The organism is Paenibacillus sp. UASWS1643, assembly GCF_008693195.1.
Lineage (GTDB): Bacteria > Bacillota > Bacilli > Paenibacillales > Paenibacillaceae > Paenibacillus > Paenibacillus amylolyticus_B.
Map to the genome: position 1 here is coordinate 88,131 of NZ_VXKZ01000114.1, position 13,152 is coordinate 101,282.

Below are 13,152 nucleotides of genomic sequence, written 5' to 3' on the forward strand. Positions count from 1 at the left end.
ATTATCTGCTATAGACTCAGCTTTATGAATTCCCACATATCCTGGTACCAGTTCATTAAGATAATGGAAGTATCTCATTTGAGGTTCAATCATGCGTAGGTGTTATCAAAATTTCTTCTGGATCTTGTCTGATCCATCTCCTTTCGCTTGCGCAGTTCATCTTCTTCCGCCCAGAATAGTACATAAGCATCCGGTAATGATATTTCATTCTCGAATAACTTCTTTCTAAAAAAGTTCGCTGTTTCATCTAAAGATAGGTGCTCATAACCATATATCCAACTGTACCAGATCTTAAATACATCGCCATCCAATATCACATACTCATGTTGTTGATTCTTCTCATATGCTATATGCCATCTGTCGATTTGTCTCTCCAGCAACCACATCATAAGTTCCTTACCTTCAAGATGAGGAGAAGTTTCAAAAAGAATCCCTGTTTCTCGAATAACAAATGCATCATATTGTGTAGCGAATTGCTGACAAGTCGTACTTTTACCTACAGAACTGGCACCTTCGAGACAAATTATCGTCATTCAAATATATTACCTCCTGATATGACTCACAAAATAATTAATCAACCTTCACTGGCTCTTAAGTGATCATGTTGAATTTCATGTTAGACTATGCATTGTAGATTTCTTTGATCTTCAGCCATGTTTCATACCAAAATGTTTTTCGTTTAAGAGGTTTTATCACCTTAATCTCGACTTCTTTTCGTTTCAAATAAACCGTGCCATCTACTTCGATGAGTCTATCGCCAAATTCAAATGCCATATCCTTGCAGTCTTTGTGATAGTGGTTCTCTCTAGTTTCAGACCACTCCGCTTTATCAATAGAATGCCGTTTTCTCATTATGTAATATCCTTCTTTAAGGGAAACACCACTATTTACAGCAAAAAGGAAGCCTGTCCCACAACATAAACAATTTATCCGATATTGATGATCCTTAAGGTTCGTTTATTCCCTACATAATGTTATCTGATGTCCATTCCTTGGAAGCATGTCTTACAAACTTTATTTCTTATTCTAATTCTTCATTATATGGATTTGCATACAAATCAACATCAATTTCAGCATGAATCATATTAACAAATTCAATAAAATCAGAATCGAAATAAAGAGCAGGCGTTTTCCCCTCTTCTATTCTTATTACAATGAAAAATTTTATTCTTAATTGATGTTCAATCCGAATCGAATTGATCTCTTTTACTTTGTTTCTCAACATTTCGACTACTTTTATTAATTGGCGATTCACATCTAATGATTCTTCATAATCCGTACCTAATGTCCATGATGTTTCTTTGATTCGATGCTTTTTGTTAATTATATCGCCTTTGTGAGCCGTATTCGTAGGTTCAATTTTAAGTATTGAACTTACATAATTCGGATCGAATTCATCTCCAAACAAGCTAAAATAAGCCATCACTTCGGTTTTGTCTTTCAGGAGTTTCACCTCTTTAAAAATGGATGTATAGAGTTCACCTTACGTTCATAAATTCATGACTGGCTTCATCCTTAAATAGTTCTTATCTTAGGAATGAAACCTGTGTTGGTGATCATGCTTCTAATGTATCTCTTCTTACGGTTAAGGGCGCATGCCCATAGCGCGAAACTTTTGTTATGTGATGGGTAGATTTCTGCAAATTACTCACATTATCCATTATCTAAAAAGCCCACCTATGCTCCTCTGGCAAACACTCATCACAAAGTAATTGTCCTTCAACAACTGCTCCGTTATTTAGTTCATCAATATGATTTGGTTTGTCTCTATCAGTTACCCATGAATTACATTTTGCGCATCTTCCGCAATTCATTGCTTCTGGATCGAGCAATACAGAGGAACTGCTCTCCCAATGTAATTTCAAATCTCTCCTTATTGTAATTTCATTCTCTAGTATAGGAGTCAATTCCCCATCAAATTCTTTATATTCTTCGTCAGTCAAGTCAATTAGATAAGCTATATTTACAAGATATGTCTTCTTATTCATTTCTTTCATCCTTTGATTTTCATGGTTATATATTTTCCTAGTTTTTCTTACAACATCTAATTCATTCACTTCGAAAAAACTACACATTCATCGTAATATCTGAACTACGTATATGATAACCTATGTGGTGATATTCAAAAAGGAAAATTTGGTTAAAATGGGATAATTATCAGAATACTTAATCTCACATGTCCATATGGTCCAATGTTTTTTTAATACGCTCATTATATGGTGGGTTGTATGGGATGCGAATATGAAGTGAATCAGAGGAACCTTTCTTTTGTGATGACAAAACAAACAAGGGAGGCCCTTCTTCATCCCACAGGGAATCAGTGTACCTTCCTCAAGGAAATATCCAAATTAATCTAAATAATTGAAAAATATCTTTCTATTGCCGAGCTCAAGGTGCTAAAGTTAAAAAGATCTAATATTTTTCTGCGCCTTAGGCTGAGCTAAGCTCTCCCGTTATGATATTAATAACGTTTCCTATGCTCACGACTCAGCATAGCTGTTTCGAATTTTTTCTTTCTTCTCTTCTATGATTTTCATTAATTTCATAGCTTCTTTTTCTTTTATTTCCCCATTGATCAGGTCGTTTTCGATCTCTTCCATCATATCTTCTAACAAGTTCCTTGTTTCATACAGTCTTAATCCAGTCCAATCCGAAATAAAATAATCATCTTCAACCTGGCCGTCTATACCGAAAATTAATCTGTAATAGCCTATATGATTTGCTCGATATTCAATTCTGACCTAAACTTCAATATATTCAAGCTCTTTATTACTTGGGTCCAGGTATTCCAGACTCTTGATATGGAGTGATATATCCTCTATCCAAATTTTCAAATACTTTTGGTCGTAATCCCAAAATAACTCTGTAAACTCCTCAGGATCTTCAACTCTATAGGTTTCTAAGTTATGCCAAAAAGCCTCTATTGCCCGATTTCTTGCATTATGCTTATCCGACCAATCCCTTAAATCTTGTATATTCATAAAATCACTCATTTCATGGATGTATAGTTTTCTGGGATTCATATAATGTTCATGTGTTGAGTAGTACTTGCTAAGATGATTTGTCGTTCTCCAAGTTATCGGTCTTGCTCTTGATTTGTTCTTCAGTAAAACCAAGCCAAGTCATTTCATATAAACAAAGCGTTACAATTTGTTCACTCGAAAAATTTTCATTTACTTTATGATCTACATAAAAATACAGTATGCTGTCTCCAACTTTTCTGGCAATTATTCTGCATCCGCTACTCTCCCCAGTGAATATGCTCCTTAGAAATGCATTTTCAACCGAATATGTTGATTTTAATGTTAGATGAAGCTAATTTTTTTCTTCAAGTTACTTTAAAAGTCAATATTATTCTTGCTTCCATTGATGTGATTCGTGTAGTTTACCAGTTTCATGAAAATACTGTAGTACTTCAAGCATGGGTATTAATTCTATACAAATGTTATCGCAATAATTTCCTAACTGACCACCGATAACTAGAGAAATTTCACTATTTCCCTGCTTATCGTTCATAAGCGTATATATATGTTCATCAGTTGTAATAGACACTACAAAATATTCCGGTCCGCCTCCAACTAATGCTGAACCTGTGTCAGATACCTCAAAAAAAACTAATGTAAATTTATCTCCATCGAGTTTTCTCAATAAACGTAAACTGTCTGCCCTTGTAGGGTTCATAACTATCTCTTCATTAAATGTGGTCCCATTCCGTTCATCAATGCTAATAGAATTTATCACTTTTTCTTTTTATCCTCCTTCTTTCATCACACATACCCATCTTCAGGTTCACCAACATCAAAACCCAACACTTTTGTCGCTTCCAACTTAAATGTTTCTATCCAAGACATCCATACATAGCTATTAATCTGTGCATAAAATGATAATCCACTAGGCTCAACGGATGCTTCAATGAAGACATCATCCTCTTCAGTTCCAAACCAATATGGAATTCCACTTTTATAACCAATCCACCCTGGCATCCGCTCATATACTTTAGAAACTTTAGCCCACATTTCATCAGGCAGGTCATACCTTATATTTAGGTTGCAATTATGAGAGTTTATGTTGTTCATATCCATTCTCTCCTTCTACCTTAGACGTACCAAAAATATCCTATATATACTTCTCCCACTACTTGATCAAGGATGTATCTCTTGTTCTTTATATACTATTTTCGTTTATCGTTTACCAAATATCTTCTTCCTTTAAGATTTCTTTGGTGGGCTGGTCTACAGCTAGCCAAGTCGAAATATCATCTTCTATTTTGCTCTTCCACGCTATCAAAAAATGTACTTGGCATATCTCGCGGGAATCCATCTGTATCATAGGTACTTCAATGCCTTGATCAGAATGTAAGACAAAACTATACTTCTCAGAATCAGAGTCTAAATCTAGAGATTTAGGAATCATATCGCTTTGGTTTCTTTTCCCCATTATCAGGGGTGCATCTTGGGTTCCTATGTGTAAGCGGTACTGTTCATTCTCATATTCGACAGCTTCAAGATTTTCTCCCGTGTCAGATCCGTAATCGTCCCAGCTGTATCTCTCTTTCCAAGAAGCAGAAAAGCTACACGTGCTTATCTGATGATATGCATTGGGTTTGATTCTAAATACGGCCCCCCAGCATTCGTCTACTTCCTGAGGTGAAGAAAGATTATGGTTCAGATTACAGAGCAATAACTCGCAATCAAACGCGTCGTAGTAATACTGGTATAGTGTGCCGCCATGTTTGAGCTGAGCACAGTGAGTAGGAAGATAACATTCGCTGGAGACAGCAAGAGAAAGTTCAATTGTTCCTAGAGGCGTATATATTAAAGGTTTTATAAGATCAGTACCTTGAATTAAGGCTTCTTTTCCACGAAAAAGCTTCATAATGTCCCTCCTTACTCATCTACATAAGAGTTACTTTCTATTCTTGATAATTAAAAAAATATTTATTATATAAGTTTGGCTCCATTTCTTTTATTCTAATTCCATTCTCTCCTGTGTCCTCTATTCCTCTTATGTAGAAAAGACACTTTAAATTTTTATCAAAGACAATACAAGAAAAGTCCCAGTCTTGATACCTGTATTGATCTAATAAATCTTTCTTGGATTTAATATATGGTATAAAACTCATCTTATTTGAGTTATCGATTATTTGTATCACATTATCTAACTTTAATACTTTATTTTTAGATAAGTAGGTATCGAGATCTTCTTCATGGTAAATGTCTAAAAATAAAATAGAATTATCTTCTATTAGTAATCCATCTAGAACCTCGGTGATATTACAATTTAGAATCTTAAAGTATGGAGGCGTATTGATAATTGGTAATGATTTCATAAGTCCTCCCCAAAAAAAGTTTTATCGAGAATTTCATAAAGTGTTCTTATATCTACAAACCCTCACTACTTTAAAGATGCAGCGACTTGTCGCAATTCAATAAGGTAGTGCAGGGTTACCTGCTGCCTCCACTTCTTCGAATACCCTCGGCAGACAAAGAAGTGGAGGCAACGTAGCGTAGATATGTTGTTATTTAGATCTCATTACCTTCCACAAAACACTTATAGATTGTATTTCGTTTTCATTCTTTCATATAACTTATAATCCGTATTTCGATTTACAATCTCTTCTATTAACTCTTTCCACTTATTTTCAATCCACTTAGGACTTTGTTCTTTCAGAATATCCTCGTTAAATTGACTATCGATATAGTCCAAATCTTGTTTAAGCACTCCAATATCCTTAATCAGTTGATTTCTCGATTCTTTTTCTAGCGATATCTTATTCGATAAAATGTCGTCTGTGATTTCTACACTTATATACGTATACATATCTCTAAACACATTGTAGATTAAATTGGTTGATGATAATTGATCTTCCTTGAAGTCGGAATTCAGAAAGACGAATGATTCTTCACCAACTTTCAAAGATACCGCCACATTTCCTAAGGCATGTATGACTGTTTCCTTGGAAGAACCGTCCTCTAAGCTTTTTATCACATTATCTAAATTGTAGATGGATTCTTTTATACCCATTTGAGTTCCATGATTAAGTTTAACCGCGTAATCAACTTCTTGATTTTCTTTGTAAGCTTTGAATTGATAGTTGAAGTACATACTTATTATCAATCCAACCATTAGTATGATTATTGCTATATTTTTTTTCATTGAATTACCTCCTCCTAGTGCCTAAACTACGTATATGATAACCCATATTGTTACAATTGCGAAAGGAAATTGGCTAATAAGAGAGATATATTAGTTTACTCAACTCCTTATCCAATTGATTCAATGGGCTTTGAATACGCTAAATCTATGCAGGGTGCACAGGATTCGAGTTTGTATTGGAACCTTCAATAAAGTAATAAAACAAAAAGGCCCTTCTTCATCCCATGAGGAATCCGACGGCCTTCCGATACCATTGGAACATATCTACTTTTTTAAAAATAGAACGTATCACCTCTGCTGCAAGTAGGCTAACGCCAACAATTCCCCTCACCCCAACAACGCCTGCTCAATCTGATCCACAATCCCATTAATACCTGTCGGCCCATAACAGCCGATCCATGTCGCGGCATCTACCGAATGTATTTGCTGTCGCTCATCCTTATCAAGCATCCCCCGAATACGTTGCTCTGTCGTGGATATTCCCTCCTGCATGAGTTCATTGCTAAGCAGAAAGTAGTGGCTGGCTTGGACAGCTGGTAATCTATCAACAGAGATATGATAGGCTGTGTCAGCGGTATCGGATACAAATAGTGGAACAGGCAGACCCAGATCACGGTACAGCACAGCGCCTGTACGATGAGCGGCAGAATGTACACGAACGAGAGAGTCCAGCGGACGAATCAATGCTACACTTTTACCTGCCAGTACTGCAGCCAGTTCTTCGGACAGCAAAGCAGTACGTCGATGATAATCGGCAAGTATTCGTTTAGCCTCTGCTCGCTTGCCTGTCAGTTCACCGAACAGACTCAGGATGGTCTGCCAGCTCTCATTACGCTTGAACATAATCACTGGAGCGATCTGGCTTAACCGTTCATAATGCTGATCATGCACCTCGGTGCAGATAATCAGATCCGGCGACAATCGTTCTACCGCAAGCAGATCAGGGTACTCATACGTTCCGAGTAATTCGGTACCCTGAAGTCCTGCTCGGATATATTGAGGGAAATTGACCACCGCACTACCAGATCCTACACTTCCTGCTGGAGACAACTCAAGCGCCAGCAAATGATCGGCATATTGAACATCCAATACGGCGATCCGCTGTGGTGATTCAGTAACTTGATATTCACCTCGCATATGGCAGATCACCGGACCTTGGGCCGACTCGTACGAAGAAGCTGTGCGATTCCGCAGTAAGGCTTGAGCATAGTTTTCATCTATTTCCGAAGCGGCAGCAAGTCGATAACGCAGCGGAGGAACGCCATAATATTTCTTAAACGCCCTGCTGAAATAATACATGTCTCGGTAACCCATTTTGTCAGCAATTTCCCCAATGGAAGCATCCGTATGGAGCAACATTCGCGATGCATTCTCCATCCGCAACTGGATGACGTACTCCATCGGCCCGAGCTGCTTCTCTTGTTTGAATCGTCGCTGCAACTGCCTTACGCTGCATCCAGCGAGGGCTGCCAGCTCTTTCAGTTCCAGATTGTGGCGATAATGCGATGATATATAGGACACTACAACATCCACCATGTCGGACTCCGCTCCGCCTTGACCACGTTCATACTCCATGATCAGTTCGTAGATCACCCCCTGGAGCAATGCATTGGCATGAAAACGCTCCAGCCCTTCACCGCGACGCCATTTGGCAACGATTTTTTCCGCATTCTGAATCCATTCCGCTTGCGTCACAGGGTTCTGAATAAACGAGGTTTGCAGCGGGTGTTTGCGATACGAGGGTAACGCATGGGAGGCTCCTTCCATGGAAGAAGCCTTATACATAATCACGATATAATAAAGTTCGTCTGATCTGGCCGTCAGTGTAAAGGATGTTCCCTTCGCCACATGACAAGCAAAAGAAGCTCCAATGTGGCAAACTTCACCATTCATTGCAAGCTCCCCTTCCCCGCCTACTGCCAGCAGCAACACATTCAAGGTTAATTCGGTTTCGCAAAGAACACTGCCAGTCTGCAAAGTACCGCTATACCCGTCAAGCATCTTGATCGTCGTATCACTCCATAGACTTGTCTGTTCTTGCAGCGGCATTTCTCTCATCTCCTGACAATCGCATAGGTAAATTGTTGCTGTTGTCATTTTAATTGAGATTCTTTCTCATTGTCAATTTTCGGACATTTGAGGCAATACTCCCCTGACATCTGGTAATAGAAACAGCAGGTGATCCGCTCACTTTTGGCAACATGCACATTGTCCTTACAATCGGTGAAGCGGGTTAACGGATTCTTCCTCTCACCAAACACTTGTCCGGATGCTACCTGCGTCAGATAAGAGAAGTCCTCTCGAATGATCTTACGTTCCTGCTCCGTCTCACCTTCATCAGGAGCGAATAGTCGGCCAATTCGCACCATAATATTCTCCCAGAGAATACTCATCGAAAGAGGTGCAATCGCAGCAAGTGTCTTTAACAGAGGTGTCAGCTGTACCGCAAACATCTCCTGGACTGCCTTTTCCCGCCATACGCTCCTGTCTCCAGTCAGTACTTCAGCCTGAATTCCATTCACCGCTAGAAAAGGAAACCGTGTACCCTCCTCATGTTCTTCGAGCTTTGGATGATAGAGAAAGCTGTTCTCCAGCTGAAAGGTTACATGCTGATGATGAAACGTCATCGCGGTCACGAGCGGAGTCGTCCATAGATAGCCAAGCCGCTTGGCTAACATGGAGGCTGCCACTTTCATGTCAGGCGCATCGATATAATTCTGAAACCAGCGGATATACTCTCGACACGCCTCTTCGTCATGCAACTCACTCAAAGCAATGGTACGGACACTATGATCAGGCGGCTCACCAAGCAAAATCGAATGATCCTCTACCGTCTCTTTCCATAAGTCTGTCGAGAGATATGGGTTCATATTAATTCGATCCGAGCAGGGCTTCCGCTGCCTGATCTACAATCAGATTAATCGCAAGCGGTCCATAATAAGCGATCCAAAGTGTTGAGTTCACGTCATACGTAAGGTTATTTTTTACAGCATCGAGGGATTTCCACACTGGATTAGTCAGCATAGCCTCGGCTTCTGCCGCAAACAGCTCATCTGACAGGACAAAATAACGATCTGCCCCGATCTCAGGCACTTTTTCCATCGAGATTTCTACTGAACCATCTTCATTAATCTCCTGTACCAGAGCAGGCATTTTCAGCCCCAAGTCATTGTACATAATACCGCCAATGCGATGCTCAATACCGTGAACACGAATTCCTTCTTTTCGTGGACGAATGATCGCCACTGTTTCATCACCCAGCTTCTCTGACAATTTTGTCTTCAGCCCGGCAATTTTGTCTTCATACGCTGTGCGCACTTTCTCTGCCTCGTCCTGCTTGTCTGTAACTTGGGCAACCGTAGCTAACGTATCACGCCAGTCTTCGTAGAAATCGAGTACGAGGGTAGGTGCAATTTTGCTTACACTTTCATACTGTTTCTCCTGGAAGTCGGTCATGATGATCAGATCTGGGTCGAGTGCAACAATCGCTTCCAGGTTAGGCTCGTCCCGTGTACCCAGAACCTGTACGCCACTCGGTTGATCGCCTAAGTATTCTGGGAAATCAGTGTTGCCTCCAGCGATAACACTACCTGCTGGCTTCTCGCCAACCGCTAACATCTGATCCAGAAACTTAACATCAAGCACTGCAATTTTCTGTGGTTTTTCTTTTAGAGTGATGTCACCCTTCATACCCTTGATCGTTACGGGAAAAGCTCCGTCCGTCTGCGTTTCCGCATTCGCAGGTGTCTCCGCTGGCGTTGCTGCAGATTGCTTACCGCTATCTGTACCTGCTGCAGCACCGCAAGCTGTCAATACAAGAATCAGGGCCAACATCAAGCCCATGAGTAATCGTGATTTGTGAGCAGCATAGCCTTTGGTTCCGGCTGCTTGCCCCTTTGTTCCTTGTTTCATTTGTAAATCCCCCTTATGTATAATACTGATAATGATTTTCATTATCGAAACATAAAGAGAGTATATACGATCTCCGCATCGGGTTACCATGTACTTTTGCGACATTTCAGTCGTACTAATGCGACATCGCGAGTCGCTTATCCGCCCTTTAACTTTTCTGCAATGTATGCTTGCAATCGGTAGATATCCGAAAGAAGCTCTTCTTCCTCCGGTGTATTTCCATACTCCCCCAGCCAGCGCGGTGTGCGGATATGCCACTCATTAGACATGTATTGCTGTCCATCCCTATACTCTAAAATATGTCCCAGGAAATATTCCAGTGAGCCAAAGGATTGTTTACTGCTATCCTTAATGATGGATTGTGTTTTATCGATGATCACCTGCAACATATGTTGGATATGGTCTTCTGGATTCATTGCGTTGCCCTCCTTGTCCACAAAAATTATAAAATTAAAAAGAGGAATCTATTCCATAGAGAATCAGACAACCTTCCAACATGCATTAACACATCTTATATAGAACTCATCATTTCAAAGCTACTCTGGATATTCCTTTGATGCCTCGATCAATTTATCTTCTTCATCAAAAACGTTCAACACTCTCTCAATGTCATCCACTTCATAGCTTCTAACAACAATCAGTTGCTGCATATGAAGTCCTGGTGGGTCAATATCCAGTCGAGACAAATTATTTAGCAAACGTTCTGGTGTATATAAGATGCTCCATCGTCTGGAACCATCTGTGAAAACCATTGTGATCTCTATCCAATTCCATTCTTCGGCTGATCCGACCTAACCTCATCATCAAAACGCCAGCTTACCAGCCTTGGCCTTGAATTCATTTCTTTTACGATGTTTTTACCTCTCTTCTGCTTAACTTCTTCAATGCCGAGCATTCTTGATCGGACTTGATATAACTTAATATCTTTTCCGCACATGCAGCTGAGCTAAGCTCTTCCGTATTCACTTCCAGATCATATTCATCATAAGAGTAGATGTAGTCGAACTGGGAATGGGCAAGTCCAATCTCGCGATCTCCCCTGCTCTGCTCTCTTCTGGTGAGTTCCTCTTTCGAGCACTGCACACCTACAAACAAAATCGGATAATCCGATAGTAAATCATAAAAACCGTTAAACCACTTGTCATTGCTGATGACCGTATCCACGATGACATTCAAACCCATCTCCGAAAACAGCTTAATGGTTGCACAGTACAACGAATTGATGGGGTCGAACAGGATATCTGTCATCACATGGTGTTCCACTTCTCTTGTTGGTTTGATATCTGGATATGTAGTGTCGATGAATTGATCATAATTATGCAGAAATTGATCTACAGATAGATGATGAAACGGAATGTCTCCCTGATTCTTCATTTCCATCGCGATGCTTGTTTTCCCCGAACTTGATGTTCCGTTCAAAAATATAATGAGTCCTTTTTCCATATCGATCACCCTTATCATTAGATTTATTTTATCTTATTTTCTTTTCGTTGTTCTCTCATTTTGGCTAATGCTCGTTTGGCCGCTAGTTTCCCATTATGCATTCCTTTTTTGGAGACTTCTACTAATTTTTCTCTAGCCGGCGTGTAACGATGGAACCCCATAATCTGGCATGCTCTCTCTTGAACATACATATCTTCATCATCTATATATTTCATCAGAGAATCCAGATGGCTTTGCGGGGTTAATGCCATAATGCAATAAATGTACTGACAACGAACATCCTCATTTAATCGTGGATCAGACTCAATTACATCGTTCAATTCATGAATACAACTTAAGTCTTCATTCATTTGATCTCTACTAAGTTCAATATCGCTGGGATAGTCTTTCTTCAATTCATCCCAATCCTGATGAGGATTTCGTTCCAGTTCACGTATGAATGAGCCTGCACTTCTATAAGCTGGAGCTATATCCGTCTCCTCATGGCTGATATAACTTATCCTGTACTGGCATGCACCTTCCACATGTAAGCCTATGTAGTTCGAATGATCATCTGTCCATAAAGGAATCATATTGTGGTACACCTCTATTCCAGCCATGTCATCCAATGATTCAACGATCTCGTCGCGCTGCATTAATCGGAGAAAAAACTTGTAATCCTTCTGTTTCTGAAGATGAACTTCTAACTCCTCAACGATTGTAGCAGGTAAAGTAATACCGCGTCTGTTAAATAGATCAGCAAACATATTTTGTCCCCTCCACAATTCATACCATATCAATCATACAAACAATCGTAACGTTTTAGCGTTTACCAATGTATAGCTTCGTTTGTGTCCAATGAAGATTATAGCCATAGCAGTATAGCTCAAAGTATGGATATAAGCAGTTTTCCGCCTCTTGCAAACCTTGATAACGGGGCCATTGCAAGTAATAGGCTACCCAATAATCGCAAGCGATGGAATAGTAGGCTTCGCTCAATATTTCGATAGCTTCATTGTAATCTTTGCGTGAGCGAAGTAGGTCACCAAGTGCTTCGTAAACGACCTCGCTATCCTCTTCATCCGTGCCTTGAATCAGTCCTTGTTCTAACTTGCTAATTTCCCCTGGTGGTAGTGCAACCACTTCCTTTACACACGCCAAAGCCCCGTATGCTTTCTTAGCTACGTCTGCTAGTTCATCATCCTCCGGCACCATGGAGAACAGACTCTTCAATCTTTGAATTAGTTCTTCCCCTAGACCACGGAGCGTTTCCTCGGAAGCATCCTCATTTCCACCATTGAAATAACCCGGCACATATTCGCCAGCGAATTCCTCTGGATTCAACATCTCATAGATCAGACGTATTCTGTCCAGAAAACACTGGCCCTCTGGAATCGGCTCAAACACACGTTCAATCCCTGCTCCCGATGGCATAAACCATTGAAAAAATCCGTAGAGATGGTCTGCCTCAACCTGTTCATCATCTTCTCGCTCAATATCTTCTCCGCCCATCGATAATAAATAGCGGCCATATTCTTGTTGATCCATTCGTACCATCTCCTCGTTTGTTCCACCGCTTTACCACTTTTAGTTTGGTACAACCAATTCACAATAATTTTCAAATATGTGTATAGTAGAAATGAAGCAAAATACTTTCAATAT

General features: G+C 39.9%; 20 protein-coding genes. All 20 read right to left on the reverse strand.

Annotated elements, in window-relative coordinates:
• Positions 1-89 precede the first annotated feature (89 nt).
• Positions 90-533, reverse strand: a complete 444-nt coding sequence (locus FE296_RS22550; RefSeq protein ID WP_150366410.1) for a DEAD/DEAH box helicase family protein — start codon at positions 531-533, stop codon at positions 90-92.
• Between the two features lie 88 nt (positions 534-621).
• On the reverse strand, positions 622-852 hold the full coding sequence (locus FE296_RS22555) for a hypothetical protein (protein ID WP_105597799.1): 231 nt from the start codon (positions 850-852) through the stop codon (positions 622-624).
• A gap of 169 nt (positions 853-1,021) precedes the next feature.
• On the reverse strand, positions 1,022-1,453 hold the full coding sequence (locus tag FE296_RS22560) for a DUF4279 domain-containing protein (RefSeq protein WP_223869000.1): 432 nt from the start codon (positions 1,451-1,453) through the stop codon (positions 1,022-1,024).
• Between the two features lie 211 nt (positions 1,454-1,664).
• Positions 1,665-2,057, reverse strand: coding sequence for a hypothetical protein (locus FE296_RS22565; protein ID WP_150366412.1), 393 nt, complete (start codon positions 2,055-2,057; stop codon positions 1,665-1,667).
• Between the two features lie 423 nt (positions 2,058-2,480).
• Complete coding sequence (locus tag FE296_RS33835; protein ID WP_263364259.1) at positions 2,481-2,603, reverse strand: hypothetical protein; 123 nt, start codon at positions 2,601-2,603, stop codon at positions 2,481-2,483.
• A gap of 138 nt (positions 2,604-2,741) precedes the next feature.
• Positions 2,742-2,981, reverse strand: coding sequence for a hypothetical protein (locus tag FE296_RS33525; RefSeq protein ID WP_223869001.1), 240 nt, complete (start codon positions 2,979-2,981; stop codon positions 2,742-2,744).
• Positions 2,982-3,051: 70 nt separating this feature from the next.
• Positions 3,052-3,261, reverse strand: coding sequence for a DUF6557 family protein (locus tag FE296_RS34090; protein ID WP_411860601.1), 210 nt, complete (start codon positions 3,259-3,261; stop codon positions 3,052-3,054).
• Between the two features lie 90 nt (positions 3,262-3,351).
• On the reverse strand, positions 3,352-3,741 hold the full coding sequence (locus FE296_RS22575) for a hypothetical protein (RefSeq protein WP_150366413.1): 390 nt from the start codon (positions 3,739-3,741) through the stop codon (positions 3,352-3,354).
• Positions 3,742-3,767: 26 nt separating this feature from the next.
• Positions 3,768-4,076, reverse strand: coding sequence for a hypothetical protein (locus FE296_RS22580; RefSeq protein WP_150366414.1), 309 nt, complete (start codon positions 4,074-4,076; stop codon positions 3,768-3,770).
• A 112-nt stretch (positions 4,077-4,188) separates the two neighbouring features.
• The gene (locus FE296_RS22585; protein WP_150366415.1) at positions 4,189-4,875 is read right to left on the reverse strand and encodes a hypothetical protein; all 687 of its coding nucleotides are present in this window, start codon (positions 4,873-4,875) and stop codon (positions 4,189-4,191) included.
• A gap of 37 nt (positions 4,876-4,912) precedes the next feature.
• Complete coding sequence (locus FE296_RS22590; protein WP_150366416.1) at positions 4,913-5,329, reverse strand: hypothetical protein; 417 nt, start codon at positions 5,327-5,329, stop codon at positions 4,913-4,915.
• Positions 5,330-5,550: 221 nt separating this feature from the next.
• On the reverse strand, positions 5,551-6,156 hold the full coding sequence (locus tag FE296_RS22595) for an oxidoreductase (RefSeq protein WP_150366417.1): 606 nt from the start codon (positions 6,154-6,156) through the stop codon (positions 5,551-5,553).
• A gap of 327 nt (positions 6,157-6,483) precedes the next feature.
• Positions 6,484-8,205 (reverse strand): AraC family transcriptional regulator, encoded by a 1,722-nt coding sequence (locus FE296_RS22600; RefSeq protein ID WP_150366418.1) that lies wholly within the window; start codon positions 8,203-8,205, stop codon positions 6,484-6,486.
• 44 nt (positions 8,206-8,249) lie between these two features.
• A complete protein-coding gene (locus tag FE296_RS22605) occupies positions 8,250-9,026 on the reverse strand; it encodes a (2Fe-2S)-binding protein (RefSeq protein ID WP_150366419.1) in 777 nt (258 codons plus the stop codon).
• Between the two features lies 1 nt (position 9,027).
• Entirely contained in the window at positions 9,028-10,068 is a 1,041-nt protein-coding gene (locus tag FE296_RS22610; protein ID WP_150366420.1) for an ABC transporter substrate-binding protein, read from the reverse strand.
• A 137-nt stretch (positions 10,069-10,205) separates the two neighbouring features.
• Positions 10,206-10,484, reverse strand: a complete 279-nt coding sequence (locus FE296_RS22615; protein ID WP_150366421.1) for a hypothetical protein — start codon at positions 10,482-10,484, stop codon at positions 10,206-10,208.
• 120 nt (positions 10,485-10,604) lie between these two features.
• Positions 10,605-10,820 carry a hypothetical protein gene (locus FE296_RS22620; protein ID WP_150366422.1) on the reverse strand — a complete coding sequence of 72 codons (216 nt, stop codon included), beginning with the start codon at positions 10,818-10,820 and terminating at the stop codon, positions 10,605-10,607.
• 94 nt (positions 10,821-10,914) lie between these two features.
• Entirely contained in the window at positions 10,915-11,511 is a 597-nt protein-coding gene (locus tag FE296_RS22625; RefSeq protein ID WP_150366423.1) for a chloramphenicol phosphotransferase CPT family protein, read from the reverse strand.
• A gap of 23 nt (positions 11,512-11,534) precedes the next feature.
• Positions 11,535-12,257, reverse strand: a complete 723-nt coding sequence (locus tag FE296_RS22630; RefSeq protein ID WP_150366424.1) for a HEAT repeat domain-containing protein — start codon at positions 12,255-12,257, stop codon at positions 11,535-11,537.
• A gap of 55 nt (positions 12,258-12,312) precedes the next feature.
• Positions 12,313-13,038: a hypothetical protein gene (locus FE296_RS33530; RefSeq protein ID WP_223869002.1), complete on the reverse strand. Its 726-nt coding sequence runs from the start codon at positions 13,036-13,038 to the stop codon at positions 12,313-12,315.
• Positions 13,039-13,152 lie beyond the last annotated feature (114 nt).

Excerpts from the sequence above, each read along its gene's own strand:
- FE296_RS22550 (WP_150366410.1), bottom strand. The coding sequence starts at position 533 with ATGACGATAATTTGTCTCGAAGGTGCCAGTTCTGTAGGTAAAAGTACG.
- FE296_RS22555 (WP_105597799.1), bottom strand. The coding sequence starts at position 852 with ATGAGAAAACGGCATTCTATTGATAAAGCGGAGTGGTCTGAAACTAGA.
- FE296_RS33835 (WP_263364259.1), bottom strand. The coding sequence starts at position 2,603 with ATGATGGAAGAGATCGAAAACGACCTGATCAATGGGGAAATAAAAGAA.
- FE296_RS33525 (WP_223869001.1), bottom strand. The coding sequence starts at position 2,981 with ATGAATATACAAGATTTAAGGGATTGGTCGGATAAGCATAATGCAAGA.
- FE296_RS22580 (WP_150366414.1), bottom strand. The coding sequence starts at position 4,076 with ATGAACAACATAAACTCTCATAATTGCAACCTAAATATAAGGTATGAC.
- FE296_RS22585 (WP_150366415.1), bottom strand. The coding sequence starts at position 4,875 with ATGAAGCTTTTTCGTGGAAAAGAAGCCTTAATTCAAGGTACTGATCTT.
- FE296_RS22590 (WP_150366416.1), bottom strand. The coding sequence starts at position 5,329 with ATGAAATCATTACCAATTATCAATACGCCTCCATACTTTAAGATTCTA.
- FE296_RS22595 (WP_150366417.1), bottom strand. The coding sequence starts at position 6,156 with ATGAAAAAAAATATAGCAATAATCATACTAATGGTTGGATTGATAATA.
- FE296_RS22600 (WP_150366418.1), bottom strand. The coding sequence starts at position 8,205 with ATGCCGCTGCAAGAACAGACAAGTCTATGGAGTGATACGACGATCAAG.
- FE296_RS22605 (WP_150366419.1), bottom strand. The coding sequence starts at position 9,026 with ATGAACCCATATCTCTCGACAGACTTATGGAAAGAGACGGTAGAGGAT.
- FE296_RS22610 (WP_150366420.1), bottom strand. The coding sequence starts at position 10,068 with ATGAAACAAGGAACAAAGGGGCAAGCAGCCGGAACCAAAGGCTATGCT.
- FE296_RS22615 (WP_150366421.1), bottom strand. The coding sequence starts at position 10,484 with ATGAATCCAGAAGACCATATCCAACATATGTTGCAGGTGATCATCGAT.
- FE296_RS22620 (WP_150366422.1), bottom strand. The coding sequence starts at position 10,820 with ATGGTTTTCACAGATGGTTCCAGACGATGGAGCATCTTATATACACCA.
- FE296_RS22625 (WP_150366423.1), bottom strand. The coding sequence starts at position 11,511 with ATGGAAAAAGGACTCATTATATTTTTGAACGGAACATCAAGTTCGGGG.
- FE296_RS22630 (WP_150366424.1), bottom strand. The coding sequence starts at position 12,257 with ATGTTTGCTGATCTATTTAACAGACGCGGTATTACTTTACCTGCTACA.
- FE296_RS33530 (WP_223869002.1), bottom strand. The coding sequence starts at position 13,038 with ATGGATCAACAAGAATATGGCCGCTATTTATTATCGATGGGCGGAGAA.